Origin of the sequence: Mycobacterium sp. NPDC006124 (genome assembly GCF_040614235.1) — a bacterium.
Classification (GTDB): domain Bacteria; phylum Actinomycetota; class Actinomycetes; order Mycobacteriales; family Mycobacteriaceae; genus Mycobacterium.
Map to the genome: position 1 here is coordinate 158064 of NZ_JBEXUA010000010.1, position 21840 is coordinate 179903.

General features: G+C 70.2%; 20 protein-coding genes. 12 read left to right on the forward strand and 8 right to left on the reverse strand.

What is annotated here, in order from left to right; genetic code table 11:
- On the reverse strand, positions 1 to 1020 hold the full coding sequence (locus tag ABZ195_RS20480; protein WP_355220971.1) for a hypothetical protein: 1020 nt from the start codon (positions 1018 to 1020) through the stop codon (positions 1 to 3).
- Positions 1021 to 1067: 47 nt separating this feature from the next.
- Positions 1068 to 1670, reverse strand: a complete 603-nt coding sequence (locus tag ABZ195_RS20485) for a hypothetical protein (RefSeq protein WP_355220973.1) — start codon at positions 1668 to 1670, stop codon at positions 1068 to 1070.
- 254 nt (positions 1671 to 1924) lie between these two features.
- Between ABZ195_RS20485 and ABZ195_RS20490 the strand changes: the two genes are divergently transcribed.
- Positions 1925 to 3073 carry a mannosyltransferase gene (locus ABZ195_RS20490; RefSeq protein ID WP_355221004.1) on the forward strand — a complete coding sequence of 383 codons (1149 nt, stop codon included), beginning with the start codon at positions 1925 to 1927 and terminating at the stop codon, positions 3071 to 3073.
- Here ABZ195_RS20490 and ABZ195_RS20495 read toward each other — a convergent pair.
- Entirely contained in the window at positions 3021 to 3302 is a 282-nt protein-coding gene (locus tag ABZ195_RS20495) for a 4a-hydroxytetrahydrobiopterin dehydratase (RefSeq protein WP_355220975.1), read from the reverse strand. The two genes, ABZ195_RS20490 and ABZ195_RS20495, sit on opposite strands and share 53 nt — an antisense overlap.
- Before the next feature lie 25 nt (positions 3303 to 3327).
- On the opposite strand from ABZ195_RS20495, the gene ABZ195_RS20500 reads away from it, so the two are divergent.
- Positions 3328 to 3735 (forward strand): (deoxy)nucleoside triphosphate pyrophosphohydrolase, encoded by a 408-nt coding sequence (locus ABZ195_RS20500; protein WP_355220976.1) that lies wholly within the window; start codon positions 3328 to 3330, stop codon positions 3733 to 3735.
- Positions 3736 to 3899: 164 nt separating this feature from the next.
- Here the strand turns inward: ABZ195_RS20500 and ABZ195_RS20505 are convergent, their stop codons facing one another.
- Entirely contained in the window at positions 3900 to 4067 is a 168-nt protein-coding gene (locus ABZ195_RS20505; RefSeq protein ID WP_355220977.1) for a hypothetical protein, read from the reverse strand.
- A gap of 73 nt (positions 4068 to 4140) precedes the next feature.
- Here ABZ195_RS20505 and typA point away from each other — a divergent pair, with 73 nt between their 5' ends.
- Together typA and ABZ195_RS20515 are read left to right on the forward strand one after the other, a co-directional pair.
- Positions 4141 to 6042: a translational GTPase TypA gene (gene typA, locus ABZ195_RS20510; RefSeq protein ID WP_355220979.1), complete on the forward strand. Its 1902-nt coding sequence runs from the start codon at positions 4141 to 4143 to the stop codon at positions 6040 to 6042.
- Positions 6043 to 6127: 85 nt separating this feature from the next.
- Positions 6128 to 7963, forward strand: a complete 1836-nt coding sequence (locus ABZ195_RS20515) for an ABC transporter family substrate-binding protein (protein WP_355221006.1) — start codon at positions 6128 to 6130, stop codon at positions 7961 to 7963.
- Here ABZ195_RS20515 and ABZ195_RS20520 read toward each other — a convergent pair.
- The gene (locus ABZ195_RS20520; protein WP_355220981.1) at positions 7950 to 9185 is read right to left on the reverse strand and encodes a chloride channel protein; all 1236 of its coding nucleotides are present in this window, start codon (positions 9183 to 9185) and stop codon (positions 7950 to 7952) included. The two genes, ABZ195_RS20515 and ABZ195_RS20520, sit on opposite strands and share 14 nt — an antisense overlap.
- A gap of 22 nt (positions 9186 to 9207) precedes the next feature.
- Here ABZ195_RS20520 and mshB point away from each other — a divergent pair, with 22 nt between their 5' ends.
- Both mshB and ABZ195_RS20530 read left to right on the forward strand, forming a co-directional pair.
- Positions 9208 to 10086: an N-acetyl-1-D-myo-inositol-2-amino-2-deoxy-alpha-D-glucopyranoside deacetylase gene (gene mshB, locus ABZ195_RS20525; RefSeq protein WP_355220982.1), complete on the forward strand. Its 879-nt coding sequence runs from the start codon at positions 9208 to 9210 to the stop codon at positions 10084 to 10086.
- Between the two features lie 140 nt (positions 10087 to 10226).
- The gene (locus ABZ195_RS20530) at positions 10227 to 10658 is read left to right on the forward strand and encodes a hypothetical protein (RefSeq protein WP_355220983.1); all 432 of its coding nucleotides are present in this window, start codon (positions 10227 to 10229) and stop codon (positions 10656 to 10658) included.
- Here the strand turns inward: ABZ195_RS20530 and ABZ195_RS20535 are convergent.
- Entirely contained in the window at positions 10655 to 11812 is a 1158-nt protein-coding gene (locus ABZ195_RS20535; RefSeq protein ID WP_355220985.1) for a hypothetical protein, read from the reverse strand. The genes ABZ195_RS20530 and ABZ195_RS20535 overlap by 4 nt on opposite strands.
- Before the next feature lie 219 nt (positions 11813 to 12031).
- On the opposite strand from ABZ195_RS20535, the gene ABZ195_RS20540 reads away from it, so the two are divergent.
- The 4 genes from ABZ195_RS20540 (at position 12032) to ABZ195_RS20555 (ending at position 16973) form a co-directional block, all read left to right on the forward strand.
- Entirely contained in the window at positions 12032 to 14593 is a 2562-nt protein-coding gene (locus tag ABZ195_RS20540; RefSeq protein WP_355221008.1) for a bifunctional FO biosynthesis protein CofGH, read from the forward strand.
- A 93-nt stretch (positions 14594 to 14686) separates the two neighbouring features.
- Positions 14687 to 15148 (forward strand): DUF2231 domain-containing protein, encoded by a 462-nt coding sequence (locus tag ABZ195_RS20545; RefSeq protein WP_355221010.1) that lies wholly within the window; start codon positions 14687 to 14689, stop codon positions 15146 to 15148.
- Between the two features lie 38 nt (positions 15149 to 15186).
- Entirely contained in the window at positions 15187 to 16356 is a 1170-nt protein-coding gene (locus ABZ195_RS20550) for a P1 family peptidase (RefSeq protein WP_355220986.1), read from the forward strand.
- Between the two features lie 68 nt (positions 16357 to 16424).
- Positions 16425 to 16973: a YceI family protein gene (locus ABZ195_RS20555; RefSeq protein ID WP_355220988.1), complete on the forward strand. Its 549-nt coding sequence runs from the start codon at positions 16425 to 16427 to the stop codon at positions 16971 to 16973.
- 7 nt (positions 16974 to 16980) lie between these two features.
- On the opposite strand, the gene ABZ195_RS20560 is transcribed toward ABZ195_RS20555, so the two are convergent.
- The gene (locus ABZ195_RS20560; protein WP_355221012.1) at positions 16981 to 19005 is read right to left on the reverse strand and encodes an NADPH-dependent 2,4-dienoyl-CoA reductase; all 2025 of its coding nucleotides are present in this window, start codon (positions 19003 to 19005) and stop codon (positions 16981 to 16983) included.
- Positions 19006 to 19279: 274 nt separating this feature from the next.
- Between ABZ195_RS20560 and fdxA the strand changes: the two genes are divergently transcribed.
- Both fdxA and dapC read left to right on the forward strand, forming a co-directional pair.
- Entirely contained in the window at positions 19280 to 19606 is a 327-nt protein-coding gene (gene fdxA, locus ABZ195_RS20565; protein ID WP_355220990.1) for a ferredoxin, read from the forward strand.
- Positions 19603 to 20706, forward strand: a complete 1104-nt coding sequence (gene dapC / locus ABZ195_RS20570; RefSeq protein ID WP_355221014.1) for a succinyldiaminopimelate transaminase — start codon at positions 19603 to 19605, stop codon at positions 20704 to 20706. The genes fdxA and dapC overlap by 4 nt, the downstream gene beginning before the upstream one ends.
- A gap of 27 nt (positions 20707 to 20733) precedes the next feature.
- Here the strand turns inward: dapC and ABZ195_RS20575 are convergent, their stop codons facing one another.
- Positions 20734 to 21633 carry a DUF559 domain-containing protein gene (locus tag ABZ195_RS20575; RefSeq protein WP_355220992.1) on the reverse strand — a complete coding sequence of 300 codons (900 nt, stop codon included), beginning with the start codon at positions 21631 to 21633 and terminating at the stop codon, positions 20734 to 20736.
- Positions 21634 to 21840 lie beyond the last annotated feature (207 nt).

Genomic DNA, 21840 nt, shown 5'->3' on the forward strand with positions numbered 1-21840 from the left:
TCACGGGACGACGGTCGAACCGATCGTCGGCATGAACTGGCACTGCTTCTCGGTCGTGCTGACCTGGCCGAAGATGGTCGACATGATGCTGCCCGAACCGGTGTCGGCGATCGCGGTCAGCGTGGTCGGACCGGCCGGGTTGATGTCGGCCTGCGGCTTGAGCGTGGTGGTGCCCGACTTGCCGGTGGTCAGGTTGACCCAGGTCACGTTGAGCGGGAGCTTCTGCACCGCGGCCGGACCGGGGGTGCCCATCGCGGTGAACACGTAGGCCGTCTGGCCGGCGAGGGGTCCCGGCTTGGGGATCGACGCCGGGCCCGCGACCGAGATGGCCGCCGCCAATACGTTTCCGCCGTCTGACGCGCATCCGTTGCCGATCGACGGATACATGAAGTCCTGCGTCGTGGGTGCGTCCGGTCCGAAGTTCGGTGCGGGTGCGGGTGCGGGTGCCGGGGCGGGGGCACCGTCTGGACCCGGGACGGTGGCCGCGGCGGGCACGGCCTCGGGCGCAGGCGCGACCGCGGCGTCGGGAGCCGGCGCCGGTGCCGGTGCGGGCAGGGCGTCCGGCGCGGGCGCCGGAGCTGCCTCGGGGGCGGGCGCGGCCGCCAGTGGCGCCGCGTCGGGGACCGGGCCGACGGCGTTGGCCGGGTCGATCCCCTGCGGCAGGTGCGCCTCGGTGCCGGGGACGGCACCCGCCGCGGGGACGTGTGCCACCTGGGGGTCGGCGACGAACTGATTCACCGCTGCCGCAACGTTCTTCGACCCCGCGGGTGCCGCGCTGTTGCCCGCGAACGCCGCCGCCGCGGCCATCAACATGGAGGCGGCGTTCGTCGGGTCACTGGCGGCCTGCTGAATCGCCGGGCCCAGGCTCTCCATCGCGGGGAGTCCGGGTGCCTGAAGACCACTGATCGGCAACGGCAACGGCAGCGGCGGCGCCGGCTCAGCATTGGCGACAGGCTGCGCGCTGAGCACGAGCCCGGCCGTCGCACCGAGTGCGATCAGAAGCGTTCTGGTCGATGGCATGACTCTCCCGTGATGTCGATGAGTGGTTCGGCGTTACGCGGTGAGCGTCACGGCAGGGCGGAGGTGGGGAAGAACAGCGGCATCAGCGCGCTGTCGGCGGCGGCGGGCAGGGCGGGGGTGACAGCGGCCGGGACGGCGGCGACCGCGGCGGGAGCGACGGCCGTCGCGGCGGGAGTAACGGCCGAGGCGGACCGCGGCAGCAGGCCGGCCAGCGGCAGGCCCGGGGGCAGCAGCGAGGTCAGGTCACCCGGGAAGTTGAGTTCCTTGGGCAGCGGCAGTGCGTTGTTGGCGACCTGGGGGATCTGGACCTCGGCGGTGGGGACGAGGCCGGCCGGCTGTGCGGCGGGTGCGGCTGCCGGAGCGGCCGCGGCGGGCAGCAGGCCCGGCAGGGGCGACGCCGCCGGTGCAGCCGCGGGTGCGGCGGCCGGCTGCGGCAGGGTCACCGACGCGGTGGCGGCCGGTGCCGGTGCGGCCGCGGGCGCGGCGGCGGGTGAACCGGCGGCGCCGGTGAACGCCGATGCCAGGCCCTGCAGCATCTGAGGCGCGCTGCCCGGGAGGCTGCTGAGGAAGGGGATGTTCGGCATGGCGGGTGCGGGAGCCGGAACCGGGTCGGCCGACGCGGTGGCGCTGAGCAGCAGTGCTGCCGGCACGGCGCAGGCGGCCGCAATTACGCTGGTAGCAATGGCTTTTCTGGCGAAGTGCATGGTTCTCCCGATCGGTTGGTGAGGCGTCTGGAACCGAAGCTACGGAGTTACTGGTGGGACTCAAGTGACACGTGTGGCATTTACTCAACCGTTATCGCTATGACGGTCGATGGTGACCGAATCACTCGCCCACCCGGCCGGAACCTAGAGTCGGACGGATAACCAGACAGTCCGCCCGAATCGCGAGCGCCGCGCCCTATCTGCTCGCGCTCAGCCTCGTGGCGCGCTTCGCCGTCACCTACCTCGCGCCCAACGGCACCAACTTCATCGACCTGCACGTCTACGTCGACGGCGCGGCGACCATGCGCGACGGCGGGTTGTACGACTTCGTCTACCGCCCGGCGATTCCGCCGCTGCCGCTGCAGTTCACCTACCCGCCGTTCGCCGCGGTGGTCTTCTACCCCCTGCACTTCCTGCCGTTCCCCGTCGTCGGCCTGTGCTGGCAGGTGGCCACCGTCGCCGCGCTCTACGGCTCCGCGGTGCTCGTCCTGCGGTTGCTGGGCCGACCCGACGCCCGGCAGTCGATGGCGTGGACCGCCTTGGCCGTCTGGTTCGAGCCGATGCGGCACCTCTTCGAACTCGGCCAAGTCGGTGCGCTGCTCATGGTCGCGGTGCTCTACGCCGTGTACTCCACCCGGTGGTGCGTGTCGGGACTGCTCGTCGGCCTGGCGACCGGGCTCAAGCTGACCCCCGCGGTGGCCGGCGCCTATTTCGCGGGGGCCCGACGATGGGGCGTCGTCGCCTTCTCCGTCGCGGTGTTCGGCGCCACCGTGGCGGCCTCGATCGCCCTGGGTGGCGCCCAGGCCCGGTTCTACTTCACCGATTTGCTCGGCAACGCCGACCGGGTCGGCGTCGTCGACACGCCGATGAATCAGTCCCTGCGCGGCGCCGTGGGCTACGTCGCGGGCCGCGACGTCGGATACGGCGCCCTCCTGTTGGCCGCCGTGGCGCTCACCGCCGTGCTGAGCGTTGCCGCGTGGTGGCGCGTCGGGGCCGAGGACCCGCTCGGCCGGATCGTCGTGGTGATGGTGTTCGGATTGCTGATCTCACCCATCAGCTGGACCCACCACTGGGTGTGGATGCTGCCGTTGGCGATGTGGCTGGTGCTTGGTCCGGCGCGCCCCGGTGCGCGAGTCGTCGGCTGCGCCTGGGTGGTGCTGGCGTACGTGGGCTCGCCGTGGCTGGTGACCTTCGCCGGCGACACCGGCCGGATGGTCGGCCGACCCTGGTACGCCGACCTGTTCGGCTCGCTGTACGTGCTGGCGGCGTTGGCGACGCTGGGTTACCTGGCGGTGGTCAGCCGACGATCCGGTCGATGTCGCCCGCCATCGCGACGTCCTTGTCGGTGATGCCGCCCTCGGAGTGTGTGACGAGAGCGAAAGTCACCGTCCGCCAACGGATGTCGATGTCGGGATGGTGGTCCTCGCGCTCCGCGTGCTCGCCGACGCGACGCACGGCGTCGATGCCGTCGAGAAACGCCGGGAACTCCACCGAGCGGCGCAGGGCCCCGTCCGAACGCGCCCAACCCTCGAGGTCGGCCAGCGCGGCGTCCACCTGATCATCGGTCAACACGGCCATGCTTGGCACGGTATACCGTCGCAGCGTGCCGAACCAGATCGTCGTCGCGGGCGCCGTGATCGTCGGGGCCACACTGCTGGTGGCGCAACGGGACCGGCCGCCGCACCTGGCCGGGCTGTGGGAACTGCCCGGCGGCAAGGCGATGCCGGGGGAGACCGACGCAGAGGCGCTGGCGCGCGAACTCGACGAGGAACTCGGCGTGGCGGTCAGCGTCGGTGCCCGGTTGAGTCCCGAGGTCTCCCTCGGCGAGACGACGACGCTGCGGGCCTACCTCGTCACTCCGACGGGCGGCACCGCCACCCCTCGCGACCATCGCGCGTTGCGCTGGGTGACGGCCGAGGAGCTCGACGCCGTGGAGTGGGTGCCCGCCGACCGGGCCTGGCTGCCGGAGTTGGCGGCGGCGCTGAGGGGGGCCGGGTCCTCGTCGGGGTGACATGCCGCACACCTGCGCGGCCGGTCCCGCACGGCGCGCGGCGCGGCGCGTCGCGTCGCCACCCTGGCCGCCGAGCCGGCGAGCGCGCCGGGGGAGTCGACCGCGCCGTAGCCGCGACCACGAACGCCGAATGACGCCGGTCGGCACGGCAACGCCGCAGGTGATCAGGCCTTTCTGGCGCGCTTGAACACCTTGTCGAGCTCCTTGCCGCGCACCCCGGCCAACTCGGCCTTGTGCACCTTGTTCAGAACCAGCGGGCAGCGCTTGCAACGGGGTTTGCTGCGGCAACACTTCTTCTTCGCCTTCAGTGCGGCGAACTCCGACGGCTTCACTTCAGCCTCTCCCCGTCCACGAACCGAATCCGCCGTTTTCGCGAATGCCTACCTGCGCTGCGACAATCTGGTGGTGGATTCACGCCCCAACTTTCGCAATGTCGCCATCGTCGCTCACGTCGACCACGGTAAGACCACCCTCGTCGACGCCATGCTCCGGCAGTCCGGGGCCCTGACTCACCGCGGTGACGACGCGGTGGAACGCCTGATGGACTCCGGTGACCTGGAGAAGGAAAAGGGCATCACCATCCTGGCGAAGAACACCGCGGTGCATCGTCGCAACCCCGACGGCAGCATGACGGTGATCAACGTCATCGACACCCCGGGCCACGCCGACTTCGGCGGCGAGGTCGAGCGCGGCCTGTCGATGGTCGACGGTGTGCTGCTGCTCGTCGACGCGTCCGAAGGCCCGCTGCCGCAGACGCGCTTCGTGCTGCGCAAGGCGCTCAGTGCGCACCTGCCGGTGATCGTCTGCGTCAACAAGACCGACCGGCCCGATGCCCGCATCGCGGAGGTCGTCTCCGAGAGCCACGACCTGCTGCTCGACGTCGCGTCCGACCTCGACGAAGAAGCGCAGAAGGCGGCCGAGTTCGCGCTCGGCCTGCCGACGCTGTACGCCTCGGGTCGCGCGGGCATCGCCAGCACCAAGGAACCCGCCAACGGCGAGAACCCCGACGGCGAGAACCTCGACGTGCTCTTCGACGTGCTGCTCGAGCACATCCCGGAGCCCGAGGGCGACCCGGAGGCCCCGCTGCAGGCCCTGGTCACCAACCTCGACGCGTCGGCGTTCCTCGGCCGCCTCGCGCTGATTCGCATCTACAAGGGCCGGATCAAGAAGGGCCAGCAGGTGGCCTGGATGCGCGAGGTCGACGGGCATCCCGTCATCACCAACGCCAAGATCACCGAACTGCTCGCCACCGAGGGCGTCGAGCGCACCAGCACCAGCGAGGCCGTGGCCGGTGACATCGTCGCCGTCGCGGGCATGCCCGAGATCATGATCGGCGACACCCTCGCCGACGTCGAGCACGCGCACGCGCTGCCGCGCATCACCGTCGACGAACCCGCCATCTCGGTGACCATCGGCACCAACACCTCGCCGCTGGCGGGCAAGGTGTCCGGGCACAAGCTGACCGCCCGCATGGTCAAGGCCCGCCTCGACAGCGAACTGGTCGGCAACGTGTCGATCAAGGTCGTCGACATCGACCGCCCCGACGCCTGGGAGGTGCAGGGCCGTGGCGAGCTGGCGCTGGCCATCCTCGTCGAGCAGATGCGCCGTGAGGGCTTCGAGCTCACCGTCGGCAAGCCGCAGGTGGTCACCCGGACCGTCGACGGCAAGGTCCACGAGCCGTACGAAGCGATGACGATCGACTGCCCCGAGGAGTTCGTCGGCGCGGTGACTCAGCTGATGGCGGGCCGCAAGGGCCGCATGGAGGAGATGGCCAACCACGCTGCGGGGTGGGTGCGCATGGACTTCATCGTCCCCAGCCGCGGGCTGATCGGCTTCCGCACCGACTTCTTGACGCTGACCCGCGGCACCGGCATCGCCAACGCGGTCTTCGAGGGCTACCGACCGTGGGCCGGCGAGATTCGGGCCCGCCACACCGGCTCGCTGGTCTCGGATCGTTCGGGCAAGATCACGCCGTTCGCGATGACCCAGCTCTCGGACCGCGGCCAGTTCTTCGTCGAGCCCGGTGACGACACCTACGAGGGTCAGGTCGTGGGCATCAACCCCCGCGCCGAGGACCTCGACATCAACGCGACGCGCGAGAAGAAGCTCACCAACATGCGGTCCTCGACGGCCGACGTCTTCGAGACGCTGGCCCGTCCGCTCGAGATGGGCCTGGAGCAGGCGATGGAATTCTGCGCCGAGGACGAGTGCGTCGAGGTGACCCCGGAGGTCGTGCGGGTGCGCAAGGTGGAGCTGGCCGCCACGACACGCGCCCGCTCCAAGTCCCGGGCAAAGGCTCGCGGCTGACTCGGCGCGGCCCGATAGCCTGAAGGGCGTGCCGACGACCTTGCGACGACTCATCTCCGTCGCCGGTGCACTGACGTCGACGTTGATGCTGGTGGTGGCGTGTACCGTCAGCCCCCCGCCGGCGCCGCAGAGCACCGAGACCACGGAGAGCACACCGCCGCCGCCGCTGAAGGCGTCGCAGATCATCATGGCGATCGACTCGATCGGGCCGGGGTTCAACCCGCACCTGCTCTCGGATCAGTCACCGGTGAACGCCGCCATCGCCTCGCTGGTGCTGCCGAGTTCGTTCCGGCCCATTCCGGATCCGAACTCGCCGACGGGCTCCCGGTGGGAACTCGACCCCACCATGCTGTTGTCGGCGGACGTGACGAGCATGGACCCCTTCACCGTCACCTACCAGATCCGGCCGGAAGCCCAGTGGACGGACAACGCGCCGATCGCGGCAGACGACTACTGGTACCTGTGGCGCCAGATGGTCAGCGAACCCGGCGTGGTCGACCCGGCGGGATACGACATGATCACCGGGGTCCAGTCGCTGGCGGGCGGCAAGACCGCGGTGGTGACCTTCTCCCAGCCGTACCCGGCGTGGCGGGAACTGTTCAACGACATCCTGCCTGCGCACATCGTCAAGGACGTGCCCGGCGGATTCGCGGCGGGACTGCTGCGCGCGCTGCCCGTGACCGGCGGCCAGTTCCGCGTCGACGGCATCGACCCGCAGCGCGACGAGATCCTGCTCGCGCGCAACGACCGCTACTGGGGCCAACCCGCCAAGCCGGATCAGATCCTGTTCCGCCGCGGTGGTGCGCCCGCGGTCCTCGCCGACTCGATGCGCAACGGCGACACGCAGGTCGCGCAGGTGCACGGCGGGCAGGCGGCGTTCATCCAGCTCGGCGCCATCCCGGACGTGCGGACCGCGAGGATCGTCACCCCGCGCGTCATGCAGATGACGCTGCGCGCCCAGCAGCCGGAACTGCAGGACGATCAGGTGCGTAGGGCGATCCTGGGGCTTCTCGACGTCGACCTGCTGGCCGCCGTCGGAGCCGGCAGCGACAACACCGTCACCCTGGCTCAAGCCCAGGTGCGGTCGCCGTCGGACCCGGGTTACGTCCCCACCGCGCCACCGGCACTTCCCCGAGAGGCCGCGCTGGACCTCTTGAAGGCCAGCGGCTACACCGTCGAGCAGGAGGTGTCCTCGACCAGTCCGATGCCGACGCCGACGCCCGGTTCACCGCCGCCGACCCGCGGCCGCATCAGCAAGGACGGCAATCAGCTGCGGTTCGTGGTCGGCGTCGCGGCCAACGACCCGACGTCGGTGGCCGTGGCCAACACCGCCGCCGACCAGTTGCGCAGCGTCGGCATCTCGGCCTCGGTACTTGCCCTGGACCCGCCGACCCTCTACGGCGACGCGCTGTCCCAGAACCGGGTCGACGCGATCGTCGGCTGGCACCAGGCGGGCGGTGACCTCGCCACCGCGTTGGCGTCGCGCTTCGGCTGCCCCGCACTCGAGGCCACCCCCGTGCCGACCGCCCCGCCCAGCGGCACCCCCACCCCGAGCCCGTCTGCGAACCCGACATCGACGTCCTCGCCGCCGTCGCCGCCGTCGCCGGCCACCACGCCCACCGCGACGCAGCCGCCGTCGCCGTCGGATCCCGATCAGCTCGTCCAGGCCCCAAGCAACCTGACCGGTATCTGCGACCGCAGCATCCAGCCCAACATTGACGCCGCCCTCGACGGCAGCCAATCGATCGGGGACGTGCTCACCGCCGTCGAACCCAGACTGTGGAACATGGCGACCGTGCTGCCGATCCTGCAGGACACGACGATCGTCGCCGCGGCCCCCAACGTGCAGAACGTGAGCTTGTCGGGCGCCGTCCCGGTCGGCATCGTCGGTGACGCCGGCAACTGGGTCAAGGGACCCTAGCGGCCGAAAGTCGTTGACGCAGAACGACGATGCCGTGCGCGGTGAAGGCCGAGGCGGCGAACACGACGAACAGCCACAGCGGTGGCCGGGCGAGTTCCCACACGAACAGTGCGGCGAAGAGCGGGGCGCGCTGCGTGACGGCCAGGACGCCGGCGGCGCAGGCCAGTGACACCGCTGCGACCTGAAAGTGCGTACCCGCCGAGTGGTTCAGCGTCAACGCGGCGACCGTTCCCGCAGCGGCACCGGTCGCCAACGCCGGGGTGATCATGCCGCCGACCGCGCCGGCCCGCAGGAACAGTGCCGTCAGCAGCGGTTTGAGGACCAGCAACACCGCGGCCCCGCCGAGGGTCAGGCTGGCATCGACGCTGACCGTCAGGATGCTGCGGCCGTTGCCGGGCAGTTCCGGCCACCAGATCGAGCACACGCCGGTCGCCAGGCCCGCCACGGCGATCGCCGGTATCAGCACCCACGACCGAACCTGGGGCCGGGGACGAGCCCGCGTCGTCAGTGCGTCGAAGGCAAGTCCCACGGCAACGGCCAGCGGGGCGACGGCGCAGGCGAGCAGCACGAACAGGTAGGACAGCGTCGCGTCCGGCCAGGACAGGGCGTGTTCGAAGTGGGTCACGGGCGCCGACACGGCAACGGCCAGACTCGAGGTGATCAGCGCCGTGCCCACGGCGCGGGGATGCCACGTGCCGAGCACGATGCGCACGGCGAACAACGCCCCGCCCAGGGGCACGCTGTAGACCGCGCCAAGGCCCGCTCCCGCCGCGCACGCCAGCAGAATCTCGCGGTCTCTCGGGGTCAGGGACCACCGCGACGTGCCGAGATCGCCGAGTGCCGCGGCGAGTTGGCGTGGCGCACCCTCGCGACCCAGTGACGCCCCGGAGCCGACGAGCAGCACCTGCAGCCCTGCGTCGAACGACATTCGCCACCTGGGGATCTCGCGGTGCTCGGCGATGGTCGCCGTCAGCCCCGGCACGTCGCCGCGGCGGCGCAGCAGCCACCATCCGAAGCCGGCGAGCGCGCCACCGACCATGGGGCCGACGGCGCGCCGGATCGGGCTGCTGTCGCCCACGCCGGTCAGCAGCGTGCCAAAGGAGTAGTGGTAGACGAGGTGTTCCACCCAGTGCAGGACGACGGTGGTGGCCGCCCCCGCGACTCCGGCGCAGAGGCCGATGACCACGACGGCGCAGCCGTACTCAACGGTGCGCCGCGTCACGTGGTGAACCTATCTTGTGGGGATGGAGAATCCACGGTTGTTGTTCGTCCACGCCCATCCGGACGACGAGACGTTGACCACCGGCGCCACCATCGCCCACTACGTCGCCCGTGGCGCCGAGGTCCGGGTGGTGACGTGCACGCTCGGCGAGGAGGGGGAGGTCATCGGTGAGCGCTACGCGCAGCTCGTCGCCGACGCCGCCGATCAGCTCGGCGGGTACCGCATCGGCGAACTGACCGCTGCACTAGGTGAATTGGGGATCGAGGCGCCCCGCTTCCTCGGCGGGGCGGGCCGGTGGCGCGACTCCGGAATGGCGGGCACCGAGGCGCGGAGTCGGCGGAGGTTCGTCGACTCCGACCTGGCCGACCCGGTCGCCGAGCTGGTCGCGGTGATCCGCGACCTGCGCCCGCACGTCGTCGTCACCTACGACCCGAAGGGCGGCTACGGACACCCCGACCACATCCGGGCCCACGAGGTGACCACGGCCGCCGTGGCGGCCGCCGCCCAGGCCGGTCACCCCGGCCAACCCTGGCAGGTCCCCAAGTTCTACTGGACGGTCACCTCGCGCAACGCCGCCGAGGCGAGCGCCAGGGAACTGTCCGCCATGACGCTGCCCCCCAACTGGGTGGTGGCCACCGACGAGCTCCGGTTCGCCTACGACGACACCGCGATCGACGCGGTGGTCGAGGCGCCCGAGAGCCGCGACGCCAAGGTGGCAGCCCTTCGGGCGCACGCCACCCAGGTCACGGTCGAACCCGGTGGACGCGCCTGCGCGCTGTCCAATGACCTGGCCCTGCCCATCTCGGCCACCGAACACTTCGTCCTGGTCGGCGGGGCGGCCGGCCCGCGCGACGACCGCGGATGGGAAACCGATCTACTCGCCGGCGTGAACCTGGGATAGCAAACGCCGCGAGGGGGTACGCTTCGACCAATTGGCGGACCCCGCTGCGACACGGTCAGCGGCCCCGAGGAAGGGATGGCGATGGACCCCGATCTGGATCCCAACCTGCAGCATTGGCAAGACCGCTTGGACAGCTTTCAATGGGTCGTCGGCGGGATCGTGGGCCTGCTCGACAGCGTTCCCACCTGACCATTAGATCTTCCGGCCGGTTGCGGTTCGTCGCGCTGGCCGTCCTGACTCTCGACGGCGTTCTCTCGGCGATCGTCGGCGCCTTCTTCCTGCCCCTCTACGTCGGGGCGGTGCCACTACCGGTCAGCGGGCTGATCAGCGGTCTGGTCAACCTGGCGTTGGTGTGGGCTGCGCTGCAATGGCACACCTCGCCACGGATCGCGGCGCTGCCGCTGTGGGCCTGGCTGCTGACCACCCTCGGCCTGACTCTGGGCGGACCGGGTGACGACATCGTGCTCAGCGGGGCGGGCATCATGGCGCTGTCGCCCGTGATCTTCGTGGTGCTGGGCGGTGGGCCGCCGGCCTACTTCCTGTGGCGGTTGACCTCGCGCGTCGGCGCCTAGCCTTCGGAGTCCTTCGCCAGACTCGCCGGGTCGGATCCCTTCGTGCCATCCGCTGGCTCGGCGTCCGGCCCGATGCCCTGCTCGGTGCTCGTTGCCGTCGTCGGGTGCGTGCCCGTGCTCGTGCCGGTGGTGGTCGCGGTGGTGGTCGCGGTCGTGACCGTCGTCGTGCCGGTCGTGCCGCCACGCACCTCGCCCTGGGCCTGAATGCCGTCGACCGCGGTGGTGGTGGGTGGCTTCGGTGCGGCGGTGGGGTCCACGGTCTCCGACGGCTCGAGAGTCTCCGACGGCTCGAGAGTCTCCGACGGTTCGGCGGTCGTCGACGGCTCGGTGGTTTCCGACGGCTCGGTGGTTTCCGACGGCTTTGTGGTCTTCGACGGCTCGGCAGTCGACGAAGGCTCCGGGGTCTTCGACGGCTCGGTCGTCGGCGCCGAAGCGTTCGACCGCTCGTCGCCGGTCGGCGGGGCCTGCTCGACCTCGGCTGCCTCCGGGTTCGGCTGTATCTGGCTGGCGTCCTCGACGGTCGGCACCTGCTTGGCCAGCGCGAGCGGGCGGGGTGGAAGCGGTGGGATCAGCCAGCCGAAGAAGTAGTTGAATTCCGCGACGGCGGTGTTGACCAAGGCGTTGACCGTCGTCTGGCCCACGGCGATCAGGCCGTTGACGTAGGACGCGAGATTGAGGGGATCGTTCACCACCGGTACGACGAGGTTGTAGACGATGCTGTCCGAGATCGGCAGGACCAGGTTGTAGTAGACGATGTTCACCTGATCGGCGATGGCGTACCCGAACGGGATGAAGCCGAGCACGTAGTCGGCGAGCTGAACGCCGTACGTCACCCAGTACCGAAGGAACTGGTAGCCCGAGACGATGGCGTCGGAGGCGGCGTTGAGGGGAGCCGGAGCAGCCTGAACCGCCGCGGACGTGCCGGCCGGGTCAAGTCGTGCCATGGCGGCCGTCGCTGCTGCGAAGTGCGCGGGATTCGGCGGCGTGGCGACCAGCGAGCGGACCGACGCGGTCAGGTCGACGTGCGGCGCCTGCACCGGCACGGGGCCCGCGGGCGGCCCCTGCGGCGTGGCGGCGGGCACGACCCCCACGACGGCCGCGGCCGTCAGCGTGGCAATCCCGACGCGCAGGCACGAGCTAAGTGATCCGGTCATGACGAGTGCTCCCCCGAGGTCCCTACCGCTGACGATGCTCGGTAAGTTACGCGGTCGCACCCGCCGCCGTAGCGAGATGGCGCCGCCACGGAGGGTCGGTTCTGGCGCTACTGTGACCGGTATGTCAGGCAGCGGTTTCGGATCGTGGGACGCACGGATGATTCTGGGCGACCGTGGGGTTACAGGGGAGTGGCTCTGAACCCCCAACGTGGTGCCGATCTGCCCATTCCCGTCGTGCCCTCCGCTTCGGCGGAACCCAGCGCACCTCCCTCGCCCGCCGCAGTGCGGCGCGTGTTGCGGCGTGCGCGGGATGGGGTGTCGCTCAACGTCGACGAGGCCGCGATTGCGATGACGGCGCGCGGCGCGGACCTCGAGGATCTGATGGCCAGTGCGGCCCGGGTGCGTGACGCCGGTCTCGAGGCCGGCGGTCGCCGCGGCCCGACGGGCCGGCTGCCGGTCAGCTACTCGCGCAAGGTGTTCATCCCGGTGACGCACCTGTGCCGCGACACGTGTCACTACTGCACGTTCGTCACCGTGCCCGGCCGGCTGCGAGCTCAGGGCAAGGGCATGTTCATGGAGCCCGACGAGATCCTGGAGGTGGCGCGTCGGGGAGCCGAACTGGGGTGCAAGGAAGCCCTGTTCACCTTGGGCGACCGCCCGGAGGCCCGCTGGCCGGAGGCCAAGCAGTGGCTCGACGAGCGCGGTTATGACTCCACGCTGGCCTACGTGCGGGCGATGGCGATCCGGGTGCTCGAGGAGACGGGTCTGCTGCCGCACCTCAATCCCGGGGTGATGAGCTGGTCGGAGCTGTCCTCGCTGAAGCCGGTGGCGCCGTCGATGGGCATGATGCTCGAGACCACGTCGCGGCGGCTGTACGAGACCAAGGGGTTGGCGCACTACGGCAGCCCGGACAAGGATCCGGCGGTGCGGCTGCGCACCCTGGACGACGCGGGCCGGCTGTCGGTGCCGTTCACCACGGGGCTGCTGGTGGGCATCGGGGAGAACCTGGTCGAGCGCGCCGAGACGATGCACGCGATTCGCCGCTCGCACAAGGAGTTCGGTCACGTCCAGGAAGTCATCGTGCAGAACTTCCGGGCCAAGGATCACACGGCGATGGCCGACACCCCCGACGCCGGGATCGACGACTTCCTGGCCACCGTGGCGGTCACGCGGCTGGTGCTCGGGCCCAAGATGCGCATCCAGGCACCGCCGAATCTGGTCTCGCGTCAGGAGTGCCTGGCGTTGATCGGCGCCGGGGTCGACGACTGGGGCGGGGTGTCCCCGCTGACCCCGGATCACGTCAACCCCGAGCGTCCGTGGCCGGCGCTCGAGGAGTTGGCCGCCGTCACCGCCGAGGCGGGCTACGACCTGGTGCAGCGGCTGACCGCTCAGCCGCAGTACGTGCAGGCGGGCGCCGCGTGGATCGACCCCCGCGTGCGGGGCCACGTCGACGCGCTGGCCGACCCCGACACCGGGTTCGCCCGCGACGTCAACCCCGTCGGGCGACCGTGGCAGGAGCCCGACGAGGCAACCGAGTCCCTCGGGCGCACCGATCTGCACACCGCGATCGACTCCGAGGGTCGGCTGACCGAGACGCGCAGCGACCTGGGCAGTGCGTTCGGCGACTGGGAGTCGATCAGGGACAAGGTCGCCGAACTGGCGGCCCGGGCGCCCGAACGCGTCGACACCGACGTGCTGGCGGCGTTGCGCGCCGCGGAGGCCAACCCGGCCGGTCTGAGCGACGACGAGTACCTGGCGTTGGCGACCGCCGACGGTCCGGCATTGGATGCCGTTGCCGCCCTTGCTGATTCGCTGCGTCGCGACGTGATGGGCGACGACGTCACCTACGTGGTGAACCGCAACATCAACTTCACCAACATCTGCTACACGGGGTGCCGGTTCTGCGCCTTCGCCCAGCGCAAGGGCGACGCGGATGCGTTCTCGCTGTCCAATTCCGAGGTCGCCGACCGGGCCTGGGAGGCCCACGTCGCCGGTGCGACCGAGGTGTGCATGCAGGGCGGCATCGACCCGGAGCTGCCGGTGACCGGGTACGCCGATCTGGTGCGTGCGGTCAAGGCGCGGGTGCCCTCGATGCACGTGCACGCCTTCAGCCCGATGGAGATCTCCAACGGCGTCACCAAGAGCGGTACCAGCGTGCGGGAGTGGCTGACCGCGCTGCGCGAGGCGGGTCTGGGGTCGATCCCCGGTACCGCCGCGGAGATTCTCGACGACGAGGTGCGCTGGGTGCTGACCAAGGGCAAGTTGCCCACCTCGGCGTGGATCGACATCGTCAGTACCGCCCACGAGGTGGGCCTTCGGTCGAGTTCGACGATGATGTACGGCCACGTGGACACTCCGAAGCACTGGGTCGGTCACCTCAACGTGCTCCGCGACATCCAGGACCGCACCGGCGGATTCACCGAGTTCGTGCCGCTGCCGTTCGTGCACCAGTCCTCGCCGCTGTATCTGGCAGGCGGCGCCCGGCCGGGGCCGACGCACCGCGACAACCGGGCGGTGCACGCACTGGCACGAATCATGCTGCACGGCAGGATCGATTCCATCCAGACCAGCTGGGTCAAGCTCGGCGTGGAGCGCACCCAGGTGATGCTGCGCGGCGGGGCCAACGATCTCGGTGGAACGTTGATGGAGGAGACCATCTCCCGGATGGCGGGCTCGGAGAACGGCTCGGCCAAGTCCGTCGCCGAACTCGTCGCCATCGCCGAGGGCATCGGCCGCCCCGCCCGTCAACGCTCCACCACCTACGAGGCTCTGGTCGCCTGACCGCACTCCCCGCGGGCAAATCGGCCGAGTGGTGAACCCGGCCCGGCTGCGGCACGTATACACGAGGACAGCCCAAACGAAGGAGCATCCTTGTTGACGACGATCGGCGGTATCCCCGCCCACGCCCTGCTCGTCCACGCCATCGTGGTGCTCGCACCGCTCGTGGCGCTGCTCGAGATTCTCTGCGGCTTCTGGCCGGCCGCTCGGCGGCGGCTGGTGTGGCTGGTGCTCGCGCTGGCTGCCGTCACCCTGGTGTTGACCCCCATCACCACCGAGGCCGGTGAGTGGCTGCTCGAGAGCGGAGGCCAGCCGCGCCCGATCCTCCTCGAGCACGCCGAGCGCGGCGACTGGATGATCTACTTCTCCGTCGCGCTGCTGGTGGTCGCCATTGCCCAGGCGGTGCTGCACGTCCTGGAGAACCGGTCGGACACTCCCCGCAAGGCCGCGACCGTCGTGGTCGCGGTGGTGGCGCTCGTCGTCGGGGTGTCGTCGATCGTGACGGTCGTCCGCATCGGTGACGCGGGCGCGCAGGCGGTGTGGGGCGACCGGGGCTGATCCGCGCGAACCGGGCCCGGACGTGCTACTCGTAGGGTGTGACCACACCTGCGACCCATGCGTACGACGGCCGGCCCCGGGCCCGCGGTCTTCCGATTCCCCTGGACGGGCGCCCCGGTCCGTTCAACGCCATCACCGACGTCCCCGGCGTCGAGGTCGGGCAGGTCACCCTCGTCGAGGGTGACGGCCCGCTTCGCGTCGGATCCGGCCCGGTGCGCACCGGGGTCACCGCGATCCTGCCGCGGGGCCGTGACGGCGTCGGACGGCCCTGCGCCGCCGGCTGGCACTCGCTCAACGGCAACGGGGAGATGACCGGTACCACATGGATTGAGGAATCCGGTTCCTTCAACCTGCCCGTCGTGCTGTCCAACACCCACGCGGTCGGCGCCTGTCACACCGGCGTGGTCAGCTGGGTCAACAGGGTGCGGCCGCACCTCGCACGGCAGTGGCTGCTTCCGGTGTGCGGTGAGACGTGGGACGGCTACCTCAACGACATCAACGGCGGCCACGTGCGGCCCGAACACGTCGAGCAGGCGCTGGATTCGGCGACGACGGGCCCGGTGCCGGAGGGCTCGGTCGGCGGCGGCACCGGGATGAACTGCTATGAGTTCAAGGGCGGCAACGGAACCGCGTCACGACTGGTGGACTACGGGTCGCGCGAGTTCGTCGTGGGGGCGTTCGTCCAGGCCAACTTCGGTGCCCGGCACGAGTTGACCGTCGCGGGCCGCCACGTCGGACCGCTGCTGGAGGTCGAGAATCCGATGGACTCCGGCTGGTTCGCCGCGGATCTCGGCGTGAAGGCGCCGCCGGGAGCGGGTTCGGTGATCGTCGTGGTCGCCACCGATGCGCCGCTGTTGCCCGGTCAGTGCAAGGCGTTGGCCCGCCGGGTGCCGCTGGGATTGGCCAGGACGGGTACGACGGGCAGCCATTTCTCCGGCGACATCTTCCTGGCGTTCTCGACCGCGGATGCCGACGGTCTGCAGAGCCAGTTCCCGCTCGAGGCTCCCACGGGCGAGGAATTCGGCACGATGACGTTCCTGCCGTGGGGCCGGATGGATGCGTTCTACGCCGCGGTGGTGCAGTCGGTGGAGGAGGCGGTGCTCAACGCGCTGGTCGTCAACGAGGACGTGGTCGGTCGGGACGGGCACCGGTCGCCTCGATTGCCACTCGACGGGTTGTCCGACCTGCTCGGCGAGGGGCGGAATTAATTCGGACTACAGTCCGTTTATCCCTGCGAGTGGCTGGGAAGGCCGGCCCCGAGTCAAGGAGAACAGACATGACTGCATCGGTAGCGAGCGCGCTGAGCGCCGGCACGTGGGCCATCGACCCCGCCCATTCCTCGATCGGTTTCTCGGTGCGGCACCTGATGGTGAGCAAGGTGCGCGGCAGCTTCGGGTCGTTCAGCGGCGCCGTCGTGGTCGGCGAGGATGGCACGCCCTCGGTGTCGGCCGAGATCGCCGTCGACTCGGTCGACACCGGCAACGACCAGCGCGACGCGCACCTCAAGGCCGCCGACTTCTTCGACGTCGAGAACCACCCCACCGCCTCGTTCGTCTCGACCGACGTGCGACCCGACGGGGAGGACTACGTGCTCGGCGGCAACTTCACCCTCAAGGGCGTGACCAAGCCGATCGATCTCAAGCTCGAGTTCAACGGCGTCAACCCCGGCATGGGCCACGGTGAGGTTGCCGGCTTCACCGCGTCGGTCGTGCTGAACCGCAAGGACTTCGGCGTCGACCTCGACATGCCGCTGGAGACCGGTGGCACCGTCGTCGGCGACAAGGTCACCATCACCCTCGAGATCGAGGCGCTCAAGCAGGCCTAGTCCGCCGTCAGAGGCGCGCGGCGAGTTCGGTGCCCTGACGGATGGCGCGTTTCGCGTCGATCTCCGCCGCGACGTCGGCTCCGCCGATGACGTGCGGTTCGATCCCGCGGCTGCGCAGTCCGTCCGCCAGGTCCCGCACCGACTCCTGGCCGGCGCAGACGACGACGGAGTCGACGGCCAGCACCCGACGGCCGGTCCGGTCCTTGCCGAAGCTGATGTGCAGTCCGTCGTCGTCGACGCGCTCGTAGTTCACCGCCGACAGTTGGTGAACGCCCTTGGCGCGCAACGACGCCCGGTGTACCCAGCCCGAGGTCTTCCCGAGGCCTCGGCCCTGGGCGCCCGACGTGCGCTGCAGCAGGTAGACCTCCCGGATCGGTGGTGACGGCGCCGGCGTCGTCAGCGCGCCCCGGACATCCGGCGCGTTTCGAGGGTCCAGTGCGCCCCATTGCGCCCGCCACTGCGCGACGGTCGTCCGGGCCGGCGCGGTGACCAGGAATTCGCTGACGTCGAAGCCGATGCCCCCGGCTCCGATCACCGCGACGCGGTCACCGACCGGTGCACCCAGGAGCGCCGCGGCGTAGGAGAGCACCATCGGGTGGTCGACGCCGGGAATGTCCGGCACCCGTGGGACGACGCCGGTGGCCAGTACGACGTCGTCGAAGCCCTCCAGTTCGGCGACCTCGGCGCGGCTGTTCAGCCGGACGTCGACGCCGTGCTTGGCGAGCATGGTCGAGTAGTACCGAATGGTCTCACCGAACTCCTCCTTGCCGGGAATCCTTCTCGCTAAGTCGAATTGGCCGCCGATCGACGCACCCGCCTCGAACAGCGTGACGGTGTGCCCGCGTTCGGCGGCCGTGACCGCCGCCGAGAGGCCTGCGGGCCCGGCACCGACCACGGCGACTCGCCTGGTGCGGCGCGTGGGCCCCAGCGTCAGGGTGGTCTCGTGCCCGGCGCGCGGGTTGAGCAGACACGACACCGTCTGGTGGACGAACACGTGGTCGAGGCAGGCCTGGTTGCAGGCGATGCAGGTGTTGATCTCGTCGGCCGCGTCGGCGGCGGCCTTGTTCACCCAGTCGGGGTCGCTCAGCAGCGGCCGCGCCATCGACACCAACTGGACGGCCCCGTCGGCGAGGATCCGTTCGGCGGACTGGGGCATGTTGATCCGGTTCGAGGCGACGACCGGTATCCGGACGTGCTCGGCCACCGCGTTGCCGAGGTCGACGAACGCGCCGTTGGGCACCGAGGTCACGATGGTGGGCACCCGCGCTTCGTGCCAGCCGACGCCGGTGTTGATCATCGTGGCACCGGCAGCCTCGACTTCGGTTGCCAGCAAGACGATTTCATCCCAGGTCTGGCCGTCGTCGACGTAGTCGGCCATCGACATGCGGTAGCAGACGATGAAGTCGCGACCGACGGCCGCCCTGGTGCGATTGACGATCTCCACCGGTAGCCGGCGCCGCTTCTCGGCGGTGCCGCCCCAGGCGTCGGTCCGCTCGTTGGTCCGCGGCGCCAGGAACTGGTTGAGCAGGTACCCCTCGCTGCCCATGATCTCGACGCCGTCGTAGCCCGCCTCGCGGGCCAGCAGGGCGCAGCGGACGAAGTCGTCCACGGTGCCCGCCACGTTGCGCAGCGCACGTGGCCGAAACGGGTTGATGGGCGCCTTGATCGAGGATGCACTGACCGAGAGTGGATGGTACGCATAGCGTCCCGCATGCAGGATCTGGAGCAGGATCTTGCCGCCCTCGTCGTGCACGGCGGTGGTGATGCGACGGTGTCGCCGGGCGTGCGACGAGGACGTCATCTGGGCGGCGAAGGGCAGCAGCCAGCCGGTGCGGTTGGGGGCGTACCCGCCGGTGATGATGAGTCCCACCCCGCCCCGGGCCCGCTCGGCGAAGTAGGCCGCGAGCCGGTCGGTGTCGCGGGCGCGGTCTTCCAGGCCGGTGTGCATCGACCCCATCACGACCCTGTTGCGCAGGGTGGTGAAGCCAAGGTCCAACGGCGACAGCAGGTGGGGATATCCAGTCACGGGCACCTCCGAGGGTGGCGAGTCGTCGAGCCATGGCACGGTATCCGGTACCGCCGGTCCCATGCAACGAATCGTCCTGCCAGGCGACCCGCAGAATGGACTGGTCGAGGTGTATCTGCAACGTCTAGTATCAGTAACCGCGCGTCGCCGTGGGGGGTGGCGCGTCAAGTTAGGACACACTGAGACAGGCGTCCAGGTATGGGCACCGCATACTTGCCTTCTCGGTGGTCCGACCCAGGTCCCAACCGACCCAGCAGCCCACTGGACAGGAGAGACATCAGTGACGTACACCATTGCCGAACCCTGCGTCGACATCAAAGACAAGGCATGTATCGAGGAGTGCCCCGTCGACTGCATCTACGAGGGCGCACGCATGCTGTACATCCACCCCGACGAGTGCGTGGACTGCGGCGCCTGCGAACCGGTCTGCCCGGTCGAGGCCATCTACTACGAGGACGACGTCCCCGATCAGTGGAGCGGGTACACCCAGCACAACGCGGACTTCTTCACCGAGCTGGGCTCGCCCGGCGGCGCGTCGAAGGTCGGCCAGACCGACAACGACCCGCAGGCGATCAAGGACATGCCCCCTCAGGGTGAGGAAAGCTGAGCGCGAGCCTCTCGGCGTCGCTCCCGGTCTTCCCCTGGGACACCCTGGCTGACGTCACCGCGACCGCCCGGGCCCATCCCGACGGCATCGTCGACCTGTCGGTAGGCACGCCGGTCGACGACGTCGCCCCCGTCATCCGAGACGCGCTCGCAGCGGCCAGTTCGGCGCCCGGGTACCCCACCACCGCGGGAACGCCGGCGTTGCGGGCCTCCGCGGTGGCGGCGCTGCGCCGCCGCTACGGCATCACCGGCGTGGCCGACGGTGCCGTGCTGCCGGTCATCGGCACCAAGGAGCTCATCGCCTGGCTGCCCACGCTGCTGAACCTGCGCCGCGACGCCGTCGTCGTGGTGCCCGAACTCGCCTACCCGACCTACGACGTCGGGGCGCGCCTCGCCGGCGCCGAGGTGGTGGCTGCCGATTCGCTGACCCAGCTGGGTCCGCGGGCGCCCAAGCTGGTCTTCGTGAACTCGCCGAGCAATCCGACGGGTGCGGTGCTCGGCGTCGACCACCTCCGCAAGGTGGTCGAGTGGGCACGGTCCAGGGGCGCGTTGGTCGCCTCCGACGAGTGCTACCTGGGCCTCGGCTGGGATCCCGACGCGGCGCCGGTGTCGGTGCTGCATCCCTCGGTCTGCGGCGGTGACCACACCGGGCTGCTCGCCATCCACTCCCTGTCGAAGACCTCGTCGCTGGCCGGGTACCGGGCGGGCTTCGTCGCGGGGGACCCCGCGGTGGTCGCCGAACTCCTCGCGGTGCGCAAGCACGCCGGGATGATGGTGCCGACGCCGATCCAGGCGGCCATGGTCGCCGCCCTCGACGACGACGCCCACGAGGCGGTGCAGAAGGAACGCTACCGCCGCCGCCGCGAGGTGTTGCTGACCGCGGTTCGCGGCGCCGGGTTCACCGTCGAGCACTCCGAGGCGGGCCTCTACCTGTGGGCCACCCGCGGCGAGCCGTGCCGCGAGACCGTGGCCGCGCTGGCCGAACTCGGGATCCTGGTGGCGCCCGGGGAGTTCTACGGTCCGCGCGGTGCCCGGTACGTGCGCATGGCGCTGACGGCGACCGACGAGCGGATCGACGCCGCGGCTTCCCGGCTTTCGTGACGCCGAGTGTGGACTCTTGCCACGCCGTCATGCGAGTTGGCGTGGAATTACTGCACATTCGTCGAGCCACGGACACCCTGAGGCGGCGAGCGCGGCGAACACTCGGTGCAGGACCACCGTTCGTCGCTCCCGCAACAGGTCGGCGCTGACGCGGACGATCCGCCAGCCAAGCGCGGTGAGGGTGGCGTGCCGGTCGATGTCGTGAGCGAAGCGGGCGTGGTCGGTCCAGTGCTGCGCCCCGTCGTATTCGACGCCAACTCGAAACTCCTCCCACCCCATGTCGACGCGGGCGAATGGGTAGCCGACGTCGTCGAGGACCTCGATCTGCGTACGTGGTGCACGAAAGTGTGCTTCTGCCAACAACAGCCGTGTCCGCGTCTCTTGAGGAGACTCCGCCCCACCGTCCATCAGGTCGAGGACCTTGCGCAGCTGTACCAGTCCTCGCGCCCCACGGTGTGCCTCCAGCAGCGGGTACACCGTCGGGGCGGCGACGCCGCAGGCATTGGCCAGAGCGTCGACCCGAATCACCGCCCTCTCGAATCCCTTTCGCCGGCCGAGGTCGAAGACCGTCCGGGCCGGTGTGGTGACCGGCATTCCGTCGACAGTCGTGACCTCGTCGTCGAGAAGGGTCTCGCGGTGCACGACGATGCCGTTGGTGCTGGCCTCGGTCCTGGTGAGCTCTGCGGGTTCGTCGGGGGAGATCCATTGCGAGCCATGCAGCACCGAGGCCGACAGCCCGGCGACCGTGGCGCGTCGCCCGGACCATAGCCATGCCGCAACGGCCCGGTCTCGAGCGGTGAGTGCTTGGCCGACGGGCAGGAACACGTTGCGATGAATCACCTGGTTGCGACTGCGCAGCGTCCGCCTGGTGAATTGCCCGCGGGCCAAGGCTTCGGTGCCGACGAAGGGTCCGATGACTGGGTGCACGCGACCACGAAACCGTGGACCACCGTCGGCAGTGCCTCGCCGTGCCCGACATCGCAGGCGTCTCGTGGATGAACCGTCGACTGTGCACGACCCGCCGAGTGTGGACTCGTGCCACGCCACCACGCGACGCCTGCGATGTCGGGCACGGCGAGGCACTGCCGACGGTGGTCCACGGTTTCGTGGTCGCGTGCACCCAGTCATCGGACC

Bases quoted from the DNA above. Each gene is read 5' to 3' on its own strand.
- ABZ195_RS20480 (WP_355220971.1), bottom strand. From the start codon at position 1,020: ATGCCATCGACCAGAACGCTTCTGATCGCACTCGGTGCGACGGCCGGG.
- ABZ195_RS20495 (WP_355220975.1), bottom strand. From the start codon at position 3,302: ATGGCCGTGTTGACCGATGATCAGGTGGACGCCGCGCTGGCCGACCTC.
- ABZ195_RS20515 (WP_355221006.1), top strand. From the start codon at position 6,128: ATGCTGGTGGTGGCGTGTACCGTCAGCCCCCCGCCGGCGCCGCAGAGC.
- mshB (WP_355220982.1), top strand. From the start codon at position 9,208: ATGGAGAATCCACGGTTGTTGTTCGTCCACGCCCATCCGGACGACGAG.
- ABZ195_RS20530 (WP_355220983.1), top strand. From the start codon at position 10,227: ATGGGTCGTCGGCGGGATCGTGGGCCTGCTCGACAGCGTTCCCACCTG.
- ABZ195_RS20535 (WP_355220985.1), bottom strand. From the start codon at position 11,812: ATGACCGGATCACTTAGCTCGTGCCTGCGCGTCGGGATTGCCACGCTG.
- ABZ195_RS20555 (WP_355220988.1), top strand. From the start codon at position 16,425: ATGACTGCATCGGTAGCGAGCGCGCTGAGCGCCGGCACGTGGGCCATC.